The sequence below is a fragment of the Aliiroseovarius sp. genome (assembly GCF_965228805.1).
Lineage (GTDB): Bacteria > Pseudomonadota > Alphaproteobacteria > Rhodobacterales > Rhodobacteraceae > JASBTN01.
The window spans coordinates 27,948-45,116 of the sequence record NZ_CBDDIE010000003.1; the positions used below are offsets into that span (position 1 = coordinate 27,948).

At 63.8% G+C, this 17,169-nt stretch carries 20 protein-coding genes; 11 read left to right on the top strand and 9 right to left on the bottom strand.

Going from position 1 to position 17,169, the window contains the following annotated elements; genetic code table 11:
• Positions 1 to 91: 91 nt before the first annotated feature.
• From ACO07D_RS01100 to ACO07D_RS01110, 3 genes are read left to right on the top strand one after another with little or no spacing between them, the layout of a single operon-like run.
• The gene (locus tag ACO07D_RS01100; protein ID WP_421701080.1) at positions 92 to 346 is read left to right on the top strand and encodes a hypothetical protein; all 255 of its coding nucleotides are present in this window, start codon (positions 92 to 94) and stop codon (positions 344 to 346) included.
• A complete protein-coding gene (locus tag ACO07D_RS01105; protein ID WP_421701081.1) occupies positions 315 to 1,328 on the top strand; it encodes a DNA cytosine methyltransferase in 1,014 nt (337 codons plus the stop codon). Before ACO07D_RS01100 ends, ACO07D_RS01105 begins: the two co-directional genes overlap by 32 nt.
• A complete protein-coding gene (locus tag ACO07D_RS01110) occupies positions 1,328 to 2,167 on the top strand; it encodes an NgoMIV family type II restriction endonuclease (RefSeq protein WP_421701082.1) in 840 nt (279 codons plus the stop codon). The genes ACO07D_RS01105 and ACO07D_RS01110 overlap by 1 nt, the downstream gene beginning before the upstream one ends.
• Before the next feature lie 192 nt (positions 2,168 to 2,359).
• Here ACO07D_RS01110 and ACO07D_RS01115 read toward each other — a convergent pair whose 3' ends face one another.
• The 4 genes from ACO07D_RS01115 to ACO07D_RS01130 are packed head-to-tail and all read right to left on the bottom strand — an operon-like array spanning position 2,360 to position 6,017.
• Positions 2,360 to 2,677: a hypothetical protein gene (locus tag ACO07D_RS01115; protein WP_421701083.1), complete on the bottom strand. Its 318-nt coding sequence runs from the start codon at positions 2,675 to 2,677 to the stop codon at positions 2,360 to 2,362.
• Positions 2,678 to 2,688: 11 nt separating this feature from the next.
• Positions 2,689 to 3,297 (bottom strand): hypothetical protein, encoded by a 609-nt coding sequence (locus tag ACO07D_RS01120; RefSeq protein ID WP_421701084.1) that lies wholly within the window; start codon positions 3,295 to 3,297, stop codon positions 2,689 to 2,691.
• A gap of 11 nt (positions 3,298 to 3,308) precedes the next feature.
• Positions 3,309 to 5,552, bottom strand: coding sequence for a molybdopterin cofactor-binding domain-containing protein (locus ACO07D_RS01125; RefSeq protein ID WP_421701085.1), 2,244 nt, complete (start codon positions 5,550 to 5,552; stop codon positions 3,309 to 3,311).
• Between the two features lie 3 nt (positions 5,553 to 5,555).
• Positions 5,556 to 6,017: a (2Fe-2S)-binding protein gene (locus tag ACO07D_RS01130; protein ID WP_421701086.1), complete on the bottom strand. Its 462-nt coding sequence runs from the start codon at positions 6,015 to 6,017 to the stop codon at positions 5,556 to 5,558.
• Positions 6,018 to 6,189: 172 nt separating this feature from the next.
• Between ACO07D_RS01130 and ACO07D_RS01135 the strand changes: the two genes are divergently transcribed.
• The 3 genes from ACO07D_RS01135 (at position 6,190) to ACO07D_RS01145 (ending at position 7,385) form a co-directional block, all read left to right on the top strand.
• Complete coding sequence (locus ACO07D_RS01135) at positions 6,190 to 6,498, top strand: hypothetical protein (protein WP_421701087.1); 309 nt, start codon at positions 6,190 to 6,192, stop codon at positions 6,496 to 6,498.
• Positions 6,499 to 6,520: 22 nt separating this feature from the next.
• Positions 6,521 to 6,925, top strand: a complete 405-nt coding sequence (locus ACO07D_RS01140; RefSeq protein ID WP_421701088.1) for a hypothetical protein — start codon at positions 6,521 to 6,523, stop codon at positions 6,923 to 6,925.
• A 196-nt stretch (positions 6,926 to 7,121) separates the two neighbouring features.
• Entirely contained in the window at positions 7,122 to 7,385 is a 264-nt protein-coding gene (locus tag ACO07D_RS01145) for a hypothetical protein (protein WP_421701089.1), read from the top strand.
• A gap of 68 nt (positions 7,386 to 7,453) precedes the next feature.
• Here the strand turns inward: ACO07D_RS01145 and ACO07D_RS01150 are convergent, their stop codons facing one another.
• Genes ACO07D_RS01150 through ACO07D_RS01160 form a run of 3 tightly spaced genes read right to left on the bottom strand, consistent with a single transcriptional unit; the run spans position 7,454 to position 10,493 of the window.
• Complete coding sequence (locus ACO07D_RS01150) at positions 7,454 to 8,488, bottom strand: ABC transporter substrate-binding protein (protein ID WP_421701090.1); 1,035 nt, start codon at positions 8,486 to 8,488, stop codon at positions 7,454 to 7,456.
• On the bottom strand, positions 8,461 to 9,831 hold the full coding sequence (locus ACO07D_RS01155) for a sensor histidine kinase N-terminal domain-containing protein (protein ID WP_421701091.1): 1,371 nt from the start codon (positions 9,829 to 9,831) through the stop codon (positions 8,461 to 8,463). Before ACO07D_RS01155 ends, ACO07D_RS01150 begins: the two co-directional genes overlap by 28 nt.
• The gene (locus ACO07D_RS01160) at positions 9,828 to 10,493 is read right to left on the bottom strand and encodes a response regulator transcription factor (protein ID WP_421701093.1); all 666 of its coding nucleotides are present in this window, start codon (positions 10,491 to 10,493) and stop codon (positions 9,828 to 9,830) included. The genes ACO07D_RS01155 and ACO07D_RS01160 overlap by 4 nt, the downstream gene beginning before the upstream one ends.
• A gap of 143 nt (positions 10,494 to 10,636) precedes the next feature.
• Between ACO07D_RS01160 and ACO07D_RS01165 the strand changes: the two genes are divergently transcribed.
• Genes ACO07D_RS01165 through ACO07D_RS01185 form a run of 5 tightly spaced genes read left to right on the top strand, consistent with a single transcriptional unit; the run spans position 10,637 to position 15,203 of the window.
• Complete coding sequence (locus tag ACO07D_RS01165) at positions 10,637 to 11,602, top strand: Bug family tripartite tricarboxylate transporter substrate binding protein (RefSeq protein WP_421701094.1); 966 nt, start codon at positions 10,637 to 10,639, stop codon at positions 11,600 to 11,602.
• Positions 11,602 to 12,042: a tripartite tricarboxylate transporter TctB family protein gene (locus ACO07D_RS01170; RefSeq protein ID WP_421701095.1), complete on the top strand. Its 441-nt coding sequence runs from the start codon at positions 11,602 to 11,604 to the stop codon at positions 12,040 to 12,042. The genes ACO07D_RS01165 and ACO07D_RS01170 overlap by 1 nt, the downstream gene beginning before the upstream one ends.
• A 10-nt stretch (positions 12,043 to 12,052) precedes the next feature.
• Positions 12,053 to 13,558, top strand: a complete 1,506-nt coding sequence (locus ACO07D_RS01175; RefSeq protein ID WP_421701096.1) for a tripartite tricarboxylate transporter permease — start codon at positions 12,053 to 12,055, stop codon at positions 13,556 to 13,558.
• The gene (locus tag ACO07D_RS01180) at positions 13,558 to 14,907 is read left to right on the top strand and encodes an acyclic terpene utilization AtuA family protein (protein ID WP_421701097.1); all 1,350 of its coding nucleotides are present in this window, start codon (positions 13,558 to 13,560) and stop codon (positions 14,905 to 14,907) included. The genes ACO07D_RS01175 and ACO07D_RS01180 overlap by 1 nt, the downstream gene beginning before the upstream one ends.
• Positions 14,904 to 15,203 (top strand): DUF4387 family protein, encoded by a 300-nt coding sequence (locus ACO07D_RS01185; RefSeq protein ID WP_421701098.1) that lies wholly within the window; start codon positions 14,904 to 14,906, stop codon positions 15,201 to 15,203. The genes ACO07D_RS01180 and ACO07D_RS01185 overlap by 4 nt, the downstream gene beginning before the upstream one ends.
• Before the next feature lie 4 nt (positions 15,204 to 15,207).
• Here ACO07D_RS01185 and ACO07D_RS01190 read toward each other — a convergent pair whose 3' ends face one another.
• Together ACO07D_RS01190 and ACO07D_RS01195 are read right to left on the bottom strand one after the other, a co-directional pair.
• Positions 15,208 to 16,623: an exonuclease domain-containing protein gene (locus ACO07D_RS01190; RefSeq protein ID WP_421701099.1), complete on the bottom strand. Its 1,416-nt coding sequence runs from the start codon at positions 16,621 to 16,623 to the stop codon at positions 15,208 to 15,210.
• A complete protein-coding gene (locus ACO07D_RS01195; protein WP_421701100.1) occupies positions 16,620 to 17,150 on the bottom strand; it encodes a hypothetical protein in 531 nt (176 codons plus the stop codon). Before ACO07D_RS01195 ends, ACO07D_RS01190 begins: the two co-directional genes overlap by 4 nt.
• Positions 17,151 to 17,169 lie beyond the last annotated feature (19 nt).

The following is a 17,169-nucleotide window of genomic DNA, read 5'->3' on the forward strand; positions in this document are numbered from 1 at the left end:
TCGTAACCTATTGAAAAGTGACCCTGAACGAAACAAGTCCGTTTACAATTTTTCCCTTTAAAATCAAAGAAATTTTCCGGATTGCAAATCCGTGTACACCGGTTCGATTCCGGTACTCGCCTCCACCTTCTTATGCCTGAATGACCTGGCTTCTCCGGGTGTCGCCTGTGACACAAGGTGGAAGCCTGCTGCCCTGGCAAAGGCTCTTCAAAATCCTGCCCCCCTGCGTAAGCAACAGGAAGACGCGACGCACGATCTGTTTATCGCGATCAGGATTGTCGGCAATATTGACTTTTCCGGGGTGAACCTGCTGTATGCAACAAAAGCAGAACAAATCCGAGGTTAGCTTGATGGCGAGCGGTTCTTTATCATCTATCGAGCTTTGTGCCGGTGGCGGCGGTCAGGCCCTTGGTCTGGAACACGCTGGCTTTGGCCATGAAGCCCTGGTGGAGATCGACGACTGGGCGCGCAAGACGCTGAACCTGAACCGCCCGGCCTGGAATGTGATCGAAGGCGAGCAGACGGATCTTACCAAATTTGACGCAACCCCTTTCAAGGGCGTTGACCTCGTTGCCGGAGGGGTGCCCTGCCCCCCGTTTTCCAAGGCAGGAAAACAGCTTGGGGCTGCCGATGAACGCGACCTGTTTCCGCACGCCGTGCGCGTCGTCGATGAGGTGCGCCCCAAAGCGGTGATGCTTGAAAACGTGCGTGGGTTTCTTGACGCCGTTTTCCATGACTACCGGCAGAAACTGAAGCGCCAACTCAAGCGCCTTGGATATACCTACGTCGACTGGCACCTGTTCAACGCCTGTGACTTTGGCGTTTCGCAACTTCGTCCCCGGGTCGTGATCGTGGCGATCCACAAGGACTACGCTGACAATTTCCACTGGCCCGTGGGGGGAGACATGCAGCCCCCGACCGTCGGGAACCTCTTGTATGACCTGATGGCGGAGCGTGGGTGGAAAGGCGCGCGCAAGTGGCGCGACCAAGCGGATGAGATCGCTCCGACAATCGTCGGTGGTTCAAAGAAGCATGGGGGCCCTGATCTCGGTCCGACACGCGCCAAACGTGCCTGGGAGGCACTTGGTGTCAATGGCAAGACCATTGCCGAAGAAGCTCCGGATCCGGATTTCGTCGGCATGCCCCGCCTGACGGTAAACATGGTGGCCCGCATCCAAGGCTTTCCTGACGACTGGACCTTCGCGGGACGGAAAACCGCCGCCTATCGGCAGGTGGGCAATGCCTTCCCTCCGCCCGTCGCAGAGGCCGTCGCCCAGAACATCCGGACGGCGATTACGTCCACGAAGAAAATCTATGCGGTTGGGTGATGGCGGTTTGGCTCACTCAAGCACGTAAGCGCTTTCACGCAGAATGCCTTGCCGGTCCGATCACCGAAACCAAAGGTGTCCCCAGTATCGCTGACGTGTCGAACAAGGCGAGCCGTGAGATATCCATTGGACTGGTTGCCAAGATCGGTGACACGCAACAGCTTGCTGAAAAACCCGCAGGTCAGACCGCAGGCCACATGTTTGAGAGTGCGTGCCAAAACTTCCTGGCGGACGCATTCGACAAACTACAGCACCTGCGCCCTGGAGCATTTTCTGTGGAGAGGGGCAAAGCCATCTCCCAGTTTGACCAGTATGCGCATCTGGATGAGCTCCGTGTCCTTGCTGACGCCAGCAAGGAGTTGAAAACGCATCTGGGCACAGACTACCTCATCAAACCGGACGTGGTCGTCATTCGAGAAGCTGAAACCGATGACAGCATCAATAGCGTTTCGCCTTTGGTTGATGCGAACGTTGCGCGACGAACCTCCCTGCGTGCCGCAAATGGAGCGATTTCGACCTTGCACGCCTCGATCAGCTGCAAGCTGACCATTCGCTCGGACCGGGTTCAGAACACCCGTTCCGAAGCGCTCAATCTCATGCGCAACAGGAAGGGGCGCCTTCCTCATATCGCAGCGGTCACCGCGGAGCCCGTACCGTCGCGCATTGCGGCGATTGCCCTGGGAACCGGCGATATTGACTGCGTCTACCATTTCGCACTGCCGGAGCTTGTCGCGGTTCTGCGCGAACAGGAGCGTGAAACCTTGGAACTGGTGGAAACGATGATTGAAGGCCAACGCCTGCGGGACATTGCAGATCTGCCTTTGGATCTGGTCATCTAGAAGCGCTCGGCTTTCGGATCGCAATAACAACAGCGCCACCGCAAGGATGGTTGAGGAGCCCGGAAAACAAAGATGCCCGCGCGCCTCTTCGCCCTGCTCCCCCCGCAGCCGGGACTGACAAGGCCCTTGCCAGACACATGATCAGCATGAACCGGGCTGTCGTCGAAGGCCCTCGGGCTTGTTCGACGCCCCCTAGCCGAGCAGGGACACCAAAAGCGCCGCGACGATGAAGATGTCGATGACAATGAAGGTCCAGGTCACCCATTTGCGGATCTCGAACTGGTTGCGCCGCATGAAGGCCAAACTGCCACCTGCGGCGACGGCCACAAGCGCGACGCCCTGCGCGACCATGCCACCGGCACCCATCACGACAAGACACCCCAGCAGGGCATAAACCAGCCCCACCGGAACCAGCGCCCAGGTATCCCGACGGCGGCCGTCCATCATCCATTCGGTTGCGTGCCAAAGCCCCGTGAAGACGAGGAGCCCACCTGCAATTCCTGCATACATGTCGTGTCTCCTCAGCTTTCGGGACAGGGGAAGCCTGCGGTGCCCCAGATCAGAATGTCAGTCACGTGTTCCTGCAGCGAATAGGGGGCAGGTTCGCGGTTGCCGCCCGGCGCCCAGGCCCAGTGCAGGATCACATCGTGGTCCAGATGCTCGGCCAGCTCCATCATGTCGCGGTCGCCGTTCTGCTCGGGATCGCGAAGCTGCTGGCAGATCTCGACCGAACTGCGTCCGAACCAATGGGCCTCGACCGGGGCCAACTGCCAGAACGCGGCCACCCGTGGCGCGGCATGGGGCACCGCATTGGCGTTTTCCCAGTCTTCGTCCTTGGTGGTGTGGCAGGTCTGGCAAAGCACGTATTCGGCACCGATACGGCTTTCACCAGCCTGGATATTCATGCCGTGCGGCCGTGGCTGGCCATAGCTGGGGCCTGACCACATGGGCCTGTCGCTGGGGCCGGTGTGGCAATTGGCGCAGCGCGGGTGGCTTGCCACCTCATAGATGCGGTTCCAGGCGTCAAGCCCTTCGGCCTTGGTGGCCGAGGCGGGCGGGGTGAGATCAACCTCGGCATGGACCGGGGCGGCGACGGCCAGCACGAGGGCCGCCAGAACAGTGGCTTTCATGGTGGCGCTCCTCAAACGAAGGTGATGTGCTTGTTGAACGGCATCTCGCGGATGCGCTGTCCGGTCGCGGCAAAGATCGCATTGCCAAGGGCCGGGGCCGAGGGCGGGATCGGAGGCTCGCCAAATCCGCGGATCTTGGGGTTGTTCTCAAGCGCCCGGAACTCGATCGGCGGGCATTGCCACATGCGCATGCCTTCATGGGCATGGTAGTTGGTCTGCTCGGCCATGCCGTCCGCATAGGTGATCTCGCAGTTGATCGCGTGGCCAAGCCCGAACACGGTGCCACCCTGCGCGAGGTTTTCCAGGTTCACCGGGTCGATGACCTTGCCCACATCGGCGGCCATCCAGACATGATCCAGCTTGATACCCGCGTCCGTGCGCGTCACCTCGACAACGGTTGCCACGGCCACGCCAAAGGAGAAGCCATAGGCGACACCACGGCCACGGTTGTCCCCAAGATCATGGCCGTTCCACGAACACATCTCGCCCACCGCTTCCAGCACCTTGACCGACACGTCATGGCCCATCAGGCGAATGCGCTCTTCCAGCGGGTCGGCCCCGGCGGCGTGAATCGCTTCGTCCAGCAGGGTTTCGTAGATGAACACGTTCGGCCCGGCGCCCACCGCGCGCCAGGAGGACACGGGCGCCAGTTCCTCGGTCAGGTAGGACCGGACCCGCAGGTTCGGCAGGTTGAACATGGGCGCATCCCAGGCGCCCTCATGCAGCTGGCTGTCCGGTCCCGGCAGGCTCAGGCCCATCCGGCTCATCTGCGAGCGTATCACCGATTGCCCGGCGATCTGGACATCCAGCGATGTGACCTTACCGTCCATATGCTTGGCCACACCGCGCCCCATGGTGATGTGGCGCGGGAAGTCGTGGGCGAAATCCTCTTCTCGCGAATAGGTCATCTGCACCGGCGTGCCGCGCATCTGATTGGCGATCTCGGCGGCCTGTCTGATGAAGTCGAACTCCAACCGGTGGCCAAAGCTGCCGCCGATGAACATGTTGTGCAGGTGTACGTTCTCCTGGTCGACACCTGTGATCCCCGCGACGACCTGTTCCACGAACATCTGGATCTGGTGGCCGGTCCAGATGTCAACGCGATTGTCCGTCACGAGGATGGTGGCATTCAGCGGCTCAAGCGGCGCGTGGGCCAGGTAGGGCGACCGATATTCACCAGTCACCTTTTCGCCCTCGGCGGCCTCGACATCGCCCTCGACACGGGCTTCGGAGTTCAGGTGCTCGTCATCGAAGATATTCGAAAGCACCTCCCAATGCTGGTCCTGCTCGGCGGGATAGGGCGCCTCGTCCCAGTCGAATTCAATGGCGTTGGCGGCCTGGATCGCGCGCCAGGTGTTGTCGGCGACAACCGCGACACCACCGGTGATCTCAAGGATCTTCTTGACGCCGGGCATGGTTTCGGCGGCCGAGGCGTCATAGCCCTTCATCGCCCCGCCCTGACGCGGGTTCACCTTGATGGTGGCATGCAGCATACCCTCGGTGCGGAAATCTATGCCGTAGTTCAGGGTCCCGGTGGATTTCTGCACCATATCGACCCGTTCCATCGGCTTGCCGACGATTTTCCAATCCTTGCTGTCGCGCAGCGGAACCTCGGTAACGGGTTCGATCGCCGCCGCGAGCCCGGCCAGCGCGGTGTAGGCCAGTTCCGTGCCATCGGGCAGGATCACGGCACCACGTTCGGTCTTGAGCTGATCCACCGGAACGCCGGTCTGCTGAGAGGCGGCAAGTTTCAGCGTCTCGCGCGCGGTTGCACCCGCCTTGCGCAGCTTGTCATAGGTGTCGGGGATGGCCGACGACCCGCCGGTGGCCATCATCGGCAGCGCCAGCTTGACCACGCCGCCCAGGAAACCACGCACACGCTCGGCGGTCGGGCTGACGTCATACATCGGGAAACCCGCCATCGCGTCCATGGCGGCCCCGTTGTAATAGGCCTTGTCGGGCACGCCGAAGCTGATCTCGACCTGGTCGAGGTCCACGTCCAGTTCTTCGGCAATCAACGCGGCCTGGGCCGAGAAGATGCCCTGCCCCTTGTCGGCATGGGTGGCGATCAGCGTGATCTTGTCACTGTCAATGATGACCCAGGGGTTGAAGCTGGCGGATCCTTCGGGAAGATCATCGAGGTTGGGATTGTCAAAGGGCTGGCGTGCAGCATAGACGCCAAAGGCGACGCCGCCCGCAACCGCGGCGGAGCCGATCAGGAAGGTGCGGCGGGCAATTTTTCCGATACTGGGCATGGATCACGCCTCCTGCAGCTTGAGAGCGGCGGCTTTCACCGCAGCGCGAATGCGGGGATAGGTGCCACAGCGGCACAGGTTGCCGGACATCGCCGCGTCGATATCATCATCGGTAGGTTCCGGGTTCAGATCGAGCAGAGCGGCCGCCTGCATGATCTGGCCCGCCTGGCAATACCCACATTGTGCGACCTGGTTTTCGACCCAGGCCTCCTGCACCGCATGAAGGCTCTCCGGTTGGCCCAGCCCTTCGATCGTGGTGACCTCGCCCCCGGCCAGGTCCCCCACGGCCAACTGGCAGGAACGCACGGCCATACCATCCACATGCACGGTGCAGGCGCCGCATTGCGCGATGCCGCATCCGTATTTGGGGCCGGTTATGTTCAGCTCATCGCGCAACACCCAAAGCAGCGGCATGTCGGGTTCGACATCCACTTCATGTTCGGTTCCATTCACAGTCAGTCGCATTAAGCTGCCTCCCTGTTCGCTGTTGCAATGAGCGTACTGAAAGAAGCAGGTCGGGTGTACTAGCATATCGCGCCAAATTACTGGCGCATCATGTCAAAGCGCGGCGATCCTATGGAAAGGGTGGGCCTGTTTGACGCACAAATGGCGATCATCTTCGACCCGGAGGACGGCCATGCCCATGCGATACGCGCTCGGCCCCATCCTGAAGCAGACTGTCGTCATCCTCGACACCTCTCCCGAACGGGTGCGACGTCGCGCTGGCCTGTCCGCCACCCTCGCCGACGGCGAAGAGTTGAAGGTCGATGCCGAGAGGTTCTTCACCATATGGGAGGCAATGGCCACCGAGGCAAACCGCCCCGGGGTCGAGATGGACTTGGCCATGGCCTATTCACACGGGCCTTTCCTCCCCGCTGCTTTCGCCTTCTCCTGGGGCTGGCACGCCTGCCCGACTTCAAGCCACTCATCGGGCCGTTCAACATGACCTCACGCGCACAAACGAGCAGTTGAGCCTGTCGCTGGACCCATCCGAGCCCGGCCTGTCGATGACGCCAAGCATGGGCCTGTTCGAATTGTTGTACATCACCGACTGCGCGCGGACCTTTTCCGGTTCGTCGGCAACCCCAGTTGTCGCGACCCTGCCCGGGCAATGCCTGCTGGATGCCGCCTGTCTCGACTATCTGGGAATGAGCCCGACCCTCTCGGACAGCCCGTGCATCACCTTCTCCGCCAAAGATGCAGAGTTGCCGCTCATCACACGAGGCGCTTCGCTTTGGGAAGCATTGGAGCCAAGCTTCATCAAGCAACATGAGGATCGGATGGGCACGGGGGCGATGTCAGGCCGTGTCAAACGCACTTTAACGGCCGCGCTGCCGGGCGGATCATTGGATCATTGGATCATTGATTCATGACTGTCGCGATCCTGACCCCTGGCCTGTTCTACGAATACCGGTCGGCGGCACGGGCCGAGAACCTGGGTTTCTTCCGGATGCGCTGCAAAGGGGGCGAGAAGCGGACCGAGATCCGGCTGCGCCGGGCGGTGCCGCAAGGCCCGCCATCCATAAATCCGAGGCGGAGGCGCCCTTCGCCGACCCCGATATCAGCACCATGGACCACGCCAACTTCCCCTCCACGCTGGAACATCTGCAAGCAAACCCGGCGGCGCAGTCGGTCTATTCCGGCGAAGGTCGCCTGAACAGGGCCGAAAACTATGGCATCGAGGTCGTCGCAATCTTCGGTGGCCTGGTGCCGATCCCCGAGGAGGGGCTGCGCATGAACGGTTATTTCACCGGGCCCGCCGTGGGCGATGTGAATGGCGTGATCTCGGGCGCAACTTCCTGCATGTCACGCCGGATGGGGCCGGTCAAATGAACTCCAAGATCATCGTGCGCACCCTTTGCCGTCGAAGCCCAGGCAGCCAGCGCAGGCCACGGGGCGACCTAGTTCTGCACCAAGGAGCTTTCCCAGCTGCGCAGGAAGTTTTCGCGTCGGAGCTGGTCGAGGAAGACCAGCAGCCCGGGGCCAAAGCGGATCGGACGCAGGGCGGCGTTTGCCCTTGGGATCTGCGCGTCTATCGAAGGCAGGCCCGACGCAACCACCAGGTCCGGACGCTTGCGCAGTTGTAGCAGAAAATCGACAAGGGCGCGGGCAGCTTCCGGCTCCTCGGCATTGACCGGGATCAACGCAGTGCGCAGCATGACGGACAGGTAGTCCTCCATCTCGACGATGCGAAAACCCGGCACAGCCTCCTGTTGTGACCGCGCGTAACTGCCCAGCACGTTATAGGCCAGGGCCAGGTCGCCGCTGGCCACATCGCGGATCATGTCGCCCGAACAGCAATAGAGCCGCGCATCAAGGCGGCCCATGACCTCCATCAGCCGCCAGAAGGCTTCGCTGTTGCGGCTGTCCTGGGTGGCCATGAGGTAACCGAACCCTGACCGACGCACGTCATAGGTGCCGACGCGCCCCATGAACCGGTCGGCATTGTCGCGCAAGAGCGAAATCAGCTCGTCGCGATTGCGAGGCACCGGTGTGCCGGGGGGAAAGTCGGCCTCGGACACGACCAGCACGGCGGGTTCCTGGGTAAAGGCGAAGATCTGGTCGCGCCAGGTGGCCCAGCCGGGCAGGCCTTCGGTTTCGGCATCCGTGTAGGTCATGGCGAAGCCGTCATTGGCCAGCTTGGTCTGTAGGTCCATTGCCGAGGAAATGGCGAGGTCGAACTGCGCGCCCTCATCAGCTATGGCGCGCATCAGTTCCGAGGTGCTGGTGATCGTGTAATCCACCGTGATGCCGGGATGTTCCGCCTGAAAGCCCAGGAGGATCGGCTCGAAGGCCGCACGGTCGGCGGTGGAGATGACACGCAACACGACGCGTTCCTCGGGCGCCTGGTACAGCACCTGTTCCTCCACCTCGAACCCCAGCGCGGCGCGCGCGCAGAGCCCCAGGATCAGCGCGGCAAGACCAGCGAGACGCATGCGCCCTCCCCTTCCCTGTTGTTGCCGATCTCCAGCCGCCCGCCATGGGCGCGCGCCACGTCATCGGCGATGGTCAGCCCCAGACCGGAGCCGACGATATTGCCCACGTTCCCGCCGCGCACATGGCGCCCGGTCAGCCGCGCCAGGTCCATATCGCCGAAGCCGCGGCCACGATCCGCAATCGTCAGGCGCAGCTCGTTACCGGTGGTGAGCGTAGCAACAATGTCACTGTCCTCGGGCGAATACTTGATCGCGTTGTCCAGCACGTTCAACAGCGCCGCCTGGAGCAGGATACCGTCGCCCTGGAACGGCACCGGATCATCGGGAGTATCCAGCTGAATGGCGATGTCGCGCAGCTCGGCGGTGGGGGCGAGGCGGTCGCAAGTTTCAGCCATCAGCACACCCAGGTCCAAGTCATCCCGCGCCAGGCTGTCGGCGCGGAAGGTGACCATGGCGTGATCCAGCATCTGCCCGGCCGAGCGCGAGCTTTCGTCGATCGCGCGAATCATCTCGCGAATGGCCTGCTTATGTTCGGGCTTGTTGAGCTTGCGGTGGGTAACCTCGGCCTGGGCGCGCACGGTGGCAAGTGGTGTACGCACGCGATGGGCGGCCTCGGAGATGAAGTCCTCGGTCCGCGACAAGGACGCGCGCAGGCGGGACATGAAGCCGTTCAAGGCCTCGACCAAGGGCACCAATTCGGCGGGGGTGTCGGCCACCACGGGACGCAGGTCCTTGGGGCCGCGGCGGGTGACGGACCCGGTGAGGCGCGAGATCGGAGCCAGCGCCGAGCTGGCCGCCCAGAGGCTGAGCGCAGTGGCCAGAAGGAAGAAGCCCACGCCAACCCCCATCGCGGTGGTGGTGATGCGGCGCGAGGTGGCGGCCAGGGCCTGGCGGGTCTGGGCCACGGTCACCACGACCTCGGCCCGGTCCGCCACCGACCCCACCTGGCGGGTTACGGAGACGATGCGCACCTCGTCACCGCGATAATCGCGGGTCAGGAACAGCGCGCCTTCGGGCACGTCATCACGCGCAGCCTCCGGCAGGTCATCATAGCCGGTGAGCGTCGTGCCCGCGACGGTCACGCGGTAGAATACCCGGTCCTCGCCCACCGTGCCCAGCATCGACAGGGCGGAATAGGGAATGTCCAGCGTGACCCCCTCGTCCTCGCTGCGCAGGCTGTCGGCAATGGCGGTGGCAGAGGCGGCGAGGATATCGTCCTGCGTGCCCTCGGCCGCGCTTTCGGCCACCCCGCGCACCACCAGGAAGAAGGCCAGCGACAGGAGCGCCGCGACCCCCGCCAGTTGCAGGAACAGACGCCCGCGAATGGAGCCCAGAGGGCTCACGCCGCGACCATCCGGTAGCCCAACCCGCGCACGGTTTCGATCCGCGCATCAGACCCTTCGAGCCGTTTTCGCAGGCGACCAACATAGACCTCGATCGCATTCTCGCTGGCCTCGTCGGACAGGGAAAACAACCGATCCACCAGATGCGCCTTGGAAAAGACCTGGCCGGGGGCGTTGAAGAAGACCTCCAAAAGGCGCAATTCACGGTTGCGCAGCGGCACCTGGCGGCCCGCGAATCGCAACTCTCCGGCCGTCGAATCAAGCGTGGCATTGGCGAAGGATTTGCGGTTGTCAGCCGCCCCGCCCTGACGCCGCATCACCGCCCGACAGCGCGCTTCGAGCTCGGAAAAGTCGAAGGGTTTGGTGATGTAATCATCCGCGCCGAGGTCCAGAAGACCGACCCGATCCGATACCGCCGAGCGCGCTGTGATCACAATCACCGGCGTGCGTTCCGCGGCCTGTCGGTGACGCTCCAGAAAATCTCTCCCGTCGCCATCGGGCAGCATAATATCCAACAATATCAAATCGTAAGAGGCGACATCCATGAACCCCTCGGCAGCGTCCAACGTCACGGTATGGTCCACCGCGTGACCATCGAGCTGCAGCCGTTCGACCACCGCGGCGGCCAGGCTTTCATTATCCTCGATCAGCAGAAATCGCATCGCCTTCCCTTCCCGCGCCCCGCACATCCTCCACCTGAACGCGTGTCAGGTTGATGTCAGGTTGGGGCGTTTGGCTAGAGCATGAGCGGCGGATCTCGCCGTGTCAAACGGGCGGATGTAACCGCCATCAATGGGAGGAAACCATGACCAAACGTCTTTTCAAGGCGCTGATGACCAGTGCCGTTCTGGGCCTGTCGGCAGGCGGCGCATACGCCGCCGAATGCATTGCGCCCGCCAACCCCGGCGGTGGCTGGGACTTCACCTGCCGTCAGATCGGCAAGATCATGTTCGACATCGGCGCTGTGGACAAACCGGTGCAGGTCACCAACATGGCAGGCGCAGGCGGCGGCCTGGCCTTTACCCATGTGGTCACCGAACGCGGCGATGACGCGGACCTGATCGTCGCCGCCAGCTCGGCGACCTCGACCCGCCTGGCGCAGGATGCCTATGCCGGCATGACCGCCGACCAGGTGCGGTTCGTGGGCGCAATCGGCGCGGACCCGGGCGTGATCGTCGTGGCTGCCGACAGCCCCTATCAGTCGCTGAACGACCTGGTGGAGGCGATCAAGGCCAACCCGGGCGAACTGGCCTTTGCCGGTGGCTCGGCGGTGGGCGGTTTCGACCACCTGAAACCGCTGATGGTGCTGCAACGGGCGGGTGTGACCGACGTGACAGCGGTGAAATACATCGGCGTCGATGGCGGCGCGGATGCGATCACCCAGACCGTCGGCGGCTTTACCGCCGCCATGTCTGGCGACATGTCCGAGATCGTCGGCTTCCTGAAATCAGGCGACGTGCGCGCCCTGGCGGTTCTGACCGAGGAACGCGTGCCGGGATTTGACGACATCCCGACCGCCAAGGAACAGGGCATCGACGTGGTCGCGGTGAACTGGCGTGGCCTCTACATCCCCAAGGATGTGAGCGACGACACGTTCAACATGTGGGCCGAGCGCCTGCAGCAGGTTGCCGACAGCGACGAATGGGCCGAGGCGATGGCCGCCAACGGTCTGGCCCCCTTCACCAAGGTGGGCGGTGACTTCCAGTCCTACGTCGATGAGGTCGTGGCCGAAATCCGCACCCTGTCGAAAGAGATCGGGGTGATCCAGTAATGGCGTCGGACCGCATCTTCGGAGCGGTCGTGACCCTGGTGGCGCTGGCTTATGTTGCCAGCGCCACGCAGATCCAGACCAGCTTCCTGGCCGACCCGGTCGGCCCCCGCACCTTCCCGATCCTCGTGGGCTCCGTCGCCGCGCTCTGCGGCATCCTTGTCGCCCTGAAACCGGACGAGGACCCCGAATGGCCCGCGCTGGCCACCCTGGGCGCCCTGCTTGTCGCCGTCGTGGTGCTGGTCGGCTATGCCTATGCGCTGAAACCGCTGGGCTTCATCCTGCCTACTGCCGTGACCGCCGCGATCCTGAGCTACCAGATCAGCCCGCGCCCGATGGCCGCCGCGCTGGCCGGGATCGGCCTGTCGGTTGGGTTGTTCTTCATCTTCAAATTCGCGCTCGGCCTCGGCCTTGTCGCTCTGCCGGCCGTCTTCCACGGCTGAGGGGGATCCCATGGACCTGCTTGCTAATCTCGCGACCGGCTTTTCGATCGCGCTGTCACCCTACACGCTGATGCTGGCCGTCTTCGGCTGTTTCATCGGCACGATCATCGGCGCGCTGCCGGGGCTTGGCCCGTCGAACGGCGTGGCCATCCTGATCCCGCTGACCTTTACCCTTGGCCTCGACGCCACCAGCGCGCTGGTCCTGATGACAGCCGTCTATTACGGCGCCATGTATGGCGGGCGGATCAGTTCGATCCTGCTCAATATCCCCGGCGACGAACCGGCGCTGATGACCACGCTGGACGGCTATCCCATGGCCAAGGCGGGCCGCGCGGGCGATGCGCTGGTGATCTCGGGCGTGGCGTCCTTCACCGGGGCCTTCCTGTCGACCATTGGCCTGATGCTGCTGGCCCCCATGCTGGCGCAGGTGGCGTTCAAGTTCGGCCCCGCCGAATATTTCGCGCTTTACCTGCTGGCCTTCGCGACGCTCGGCGGCATCGCCTCGAACAACCAGGCGAAGGCGGCGATTGCGTCCTGCATCGGCCTGGGCATCGCCATGATCGGCGTCGACAACAACTCCGGCATTCCGCGCCTGACCGGGGGCAACCTGCACCTGTTTGACGGGATCGACTTCCTGGTCGCCATCGTCGGACTCTTTGCCATTGCCGAGGTCTTCTTCTTCATCGAAAGCCACGGCAAGAACACCTCGATCGGGGTGAAGCTGGAGAAAGTGACGATCCCCGTGCGTGAAATCTGGTCCACCAAGTGGGTCCAGCTGCGCGCCTCGCTGGTAGGGTTCATCGCGGGCGTCCTGCCCGGCGCGGGGGCCTCGCTAGGCAGCTTCCTGGCCTATATGTCGGAGAAATCCATCGCCGGTGAGGAAGGCAAGTTCGGCACCGGTGTCGCCAAGGGCGTGGCCGCGCCAGAGGCTGGCAACAACGCCGCCGCCGGTGGCGCGCTGGTGCCGATGCTGACCCTGGGCGTGCCCGGATCGGGTACAACGGCGGTCCTTCTAGCCCTGCTGATGACGCTGAACATCACGCCCGGCCCGACGCTGTTCACCGAACGGCCCGAGGTCGTCTGGGGCCTGATCGCCAGCCTGCTCATTGCCAACTTCGTGCTGCTTCTGATGAACGTGCCGATGGTCAAGATCTTCGTGAAAATCCTGTCGGTACCGCCCTGGGTGCTGCTGCCCGGCGTGACCATGGTCAGCTTCGTGGGCATCTATTCGCTGTCGGGCAGCTACTTTGACCTGCTGCTGATGGTCGCCTTCGGCGTACTGGGCTGGGTGTTGCGCAAGCTTGACGTGCCCACCGTGCCGATCATCCTTGGCATCCTGTTGGGCGGTCATATGGAGGACAGCCTGCGCCGCGCCATGGTGCTGTCGGGCGGCGACTGGACCTACCTGTTCAGCTCGGGCATCGCCATTACGCTCTGGGCCGTGGCCATCGCGGGCTTCGTCGCGCCGATGTTCCTGCGCGGCGTGCTGCAGAAACCACAAAGGATTACAGACTGATGGTCAAAGTCCTCATTCCCTCGGGCGCGCTGGGTCTCGGTTACGACCGCGACGCGCTCGCCCGGGGGATCACTCACAAACCCGATATCATCGCCATCGACGGGGGGTCCACGGACAGTGGGCCCCATTACCTGGGCACCGGCACGTCGAAATACTCGCGCGGGTCGGTCAAGGCGGAATGGGCCGAACTGATGGCGGCACGGGCCGAGGCGGGCGTGCCCTTGCTGATCGGCACCGCGGGCACCTGCGGGGCGGACAGAGCGGTGGACTGGATGGTCGATATTACCCGCGAGATCGCCACCGAGCGGGGCGAGGCGCTGAAAGTTGCGGTGCTGAAATCCGGTCAAGGTGGAGCGGCCATGGCCTCGGCCTTCGAGGCCGGGCGCATCACCCCCCTGCCCGGCGCGCCGGAGGTGGACGCGGCCACCTTCCCGACCTGCACCAATATCGTGGCCCTCGCCGGGGCCGAGCAGATCCAGGCAGCCCTGAACACCGGCGCCGATATCATCATCGCGGGCCGCACCACGGACACGGCGGTCATCGCCGCTCTGCCCCTGATGCACGGCTGCGACGCGGGGGCGGCCTGGCACGGGGCCAAGGTGGGCGAATGCGGCGCGCTGGCGACGACCAGTCCGAATTCGGGCACGATCCTGTTGGAGTTCGACGAGGGCGGCTTCACCATGACCCCGATGGGGGCGGAGGCGCGGGCGACGCCGCACACGGTCTCCGCCCATATGCTCTACGAGAATTCGGACCCCTACATCCTGCATGAACCCGGTGGGCATCTGGATGTGACGGGCACCTCTTACGAAGCACTGGATGTGCGCCGGGTGCGGGTGACCGGCTCGCGCTGGGTGCCGTCAGACCGCTACACGGTCAAGCTCGAAGGGGCGCGGGCGGCGGGATACCAGGTTGTCTCGCTGGTGCTGGTGCGTGATCCGCGTTATGTCGAGAACATCGACGCCTGGTGCGCCGACATCCATGCGAAATGCAGTGAAAAGGCCCGCGCGCGGGTGGGCGACGGTTTTACCCTGGAGCTGCGCGTGATCGGGCACGACGCCACCTTGGGTGCACTCGACCCCGCGCCCGCGAAGGGCAGCGAGGTGGCCGTCATGGGCGTGGTCACCGCCCCCACCGAGGCGCTGGCGCGCGAGATTGCCAAGATGCTGAACCCTTACCTTCTGCACCATCCGTTGACGGAACAGGAAGAAATGCCAACCTTCGCCTTTCCCTTCTCGCCGCCCGAAATGCCGCGCGGGCTGGTGCACGAGTTCTGCCTGCACCATGTGCTGACCCTGGACGACCCGATGCAGGCCTTCCGCCTGTCGGTCGAGGAGGTGGGGCCATGACGGCGCTGAAGGATATCGTGCAGAAGATCCGGTCGAAGAACGCCGGGCCCTTCTGGCTGACCGTGGATATCTTCTGCGGCACGCCCGAGGCCTTCACGCGGGTGCGTGACGGGCTGGATACGGGCGACGTCGCCGCGCGGTTTCGGGTCGCGCCAGAGCAGTTGAAACGCTTCGACATGGCCGAGCTGAACGTGGTCAAGTTCAGCCTGCCCCGCCCGCAGATCCAGGGCACCGGGGCAGACCGGGACATGCACGGCGCGTCCTTCGCGCAGGTTCTGGCGGATATCGAGCTCTAACGCTCTAGTTCAGGTCGCTCAGCAGCCGCTTGTGCTTCTTCGCCTCGTCCACGGCCTGGTGCAGGGTCAGGATGCCGCGCGATTCCAGCATGGCAAGCATCTTGACCAGCACCTCGGCGGTGGCCTGGGCATCGCCCAGGGCGGTGTGGCGCAGTTTCTCCGGGATGACCACGTCCAGCCGTTCGCACAGCGCATCCAGTGTGTGCACCTCGGTGGTGCCGTAAAGCACGGCGGACAGCAATACGGTGTCGAGGATCGGGTGATCCCAATCGACCCCCATGTCATCCGCGTGGCGGCGCAGGAACGCCATGTCAAAGGGCGCGTTATGGGCCACCAGCACAGCCCCGCGCGAGAAATTGTGCATGCGCTTGCCGGCCTCGGCGATCAGCGGCGCGTCGGCCACCATAATGTCACTGATCCCGTGCACCTTGGTCGAAGCGGGCGGGATTTTCATGCCGGGATCGACCAGCGTGTCCAGCACCTCGCCGGGCACGATCTGGCCCTTCAGAACCCGCACCGCGCCGATCTGCACGATCTCGTCCTTATGCGGCAAAAGCCCGGTGGTTTCCGTGTCGAAAACGACGAAGGTCAGCTCGGACAGGGGCCGGTCCCAGATACTGCCGCTGACCTGCTCCTCCATCAGACCGAAGTCGAACACCACGGGCCGCGCGGCGTCGGCGTCCATCATGGAATGCGCATCATCGATGATCAGCAGATAGCCCTGCCCGGCCTCCAGCGGTTTCAGGCGGGCGTCGAACTCCAGCCCGTTGGCGGCCGAAAGATCGGTAAAGCTCTGCTCCAGCCCCGTCTTCATCATCTTGTTATAGGCGGCCAGGAAGGGGCCTTCCTGGAAGTAGTCGAAAATGGACGCATTCAGCCGCGCGGTGCAGACCTGGTTCAGAAGCCCCGCCGCCTGGCTGTCATAGAGCACGATCTGGTGCGCCGGGTTGATCAGCACCATGGCGACCGGGATCTCGGACAGAAGCGCGGTCAGGCGAGCCTGGTCATTGGCCAGCCGCGCGGTTTCGGCCGCAACGATATTGGCCTGGTCCATCGTTGATTGTTCCAACTGCACGGAAACGGCCTCTGCCGCATGGACCAGATCGCCCAGGTAGCGGGCAGAATGGGTGTCCATGCCGCCTGCCCCGGCCGCCGCGCGGGAGCGCAGCGACACGGCAAGCCGTTCGATGGGCTTCGCGACGTTTTCATCGAACAGGAACCAGATGGTGGTCGACAGGGCCAGAAGGCCGAAGCCCGCCAGCATGGCGGCGAAAGCAAACCCGTTGACCGCATCCCCTTCCGCCGCGCGCTGGTAACCCAGCCAGATCGCGATCATGACCACGGCGATCCCGCCAACAGCCAGCAGGACGAAGAACAGAAAGATGCGCAGGCGCAGGGACAGTTTGGTGGCAAGGCTCATGGGTTCACCTTTAACGCGCAGGTGGTGGAGACGACCGGGTCATCCTCGGGCGCGTCGAACCAGCCCAGCCGGTCCAGCCAGCCTTCGGTGCCGATCTCGGCCGGGCCCGCGATGGGCGCGCGGCGCCCGCCCGCGCAATCCACCATCACCGCGCGCTGGCTGGGCGTGGCCCAGCGTCCCAGGCGCATGAGGTTGACCATGCGCAGCTCGGGGTGGTCGGGATGGGTGCGCAGGGACGCGCCATCAACGGCGACGAACTGTTCCACGAAGGGTTTCACATGGATCCAGGGGCGGTAGAAGCTGGTGTTCTCCTGTTGCGAGATCACCACAATCTCGTCCGGCAGGTTCGCCATGGTGCGCCCGAACCAGGCGTACTCATTGGCAATCGTGGTGGCCAGCATGCCCGCGGCCACGCCGAAGGGCACGATCCAGCGCGGCAGCCGCCCGCCGGTCAGCTTGTTCAGCATCATCGCGATACCGGCCCCGGCAACACCCGCCACCAGCGTGGCAACGATTTCATAGAACATGGCTTTCCTCCCTGCGCCC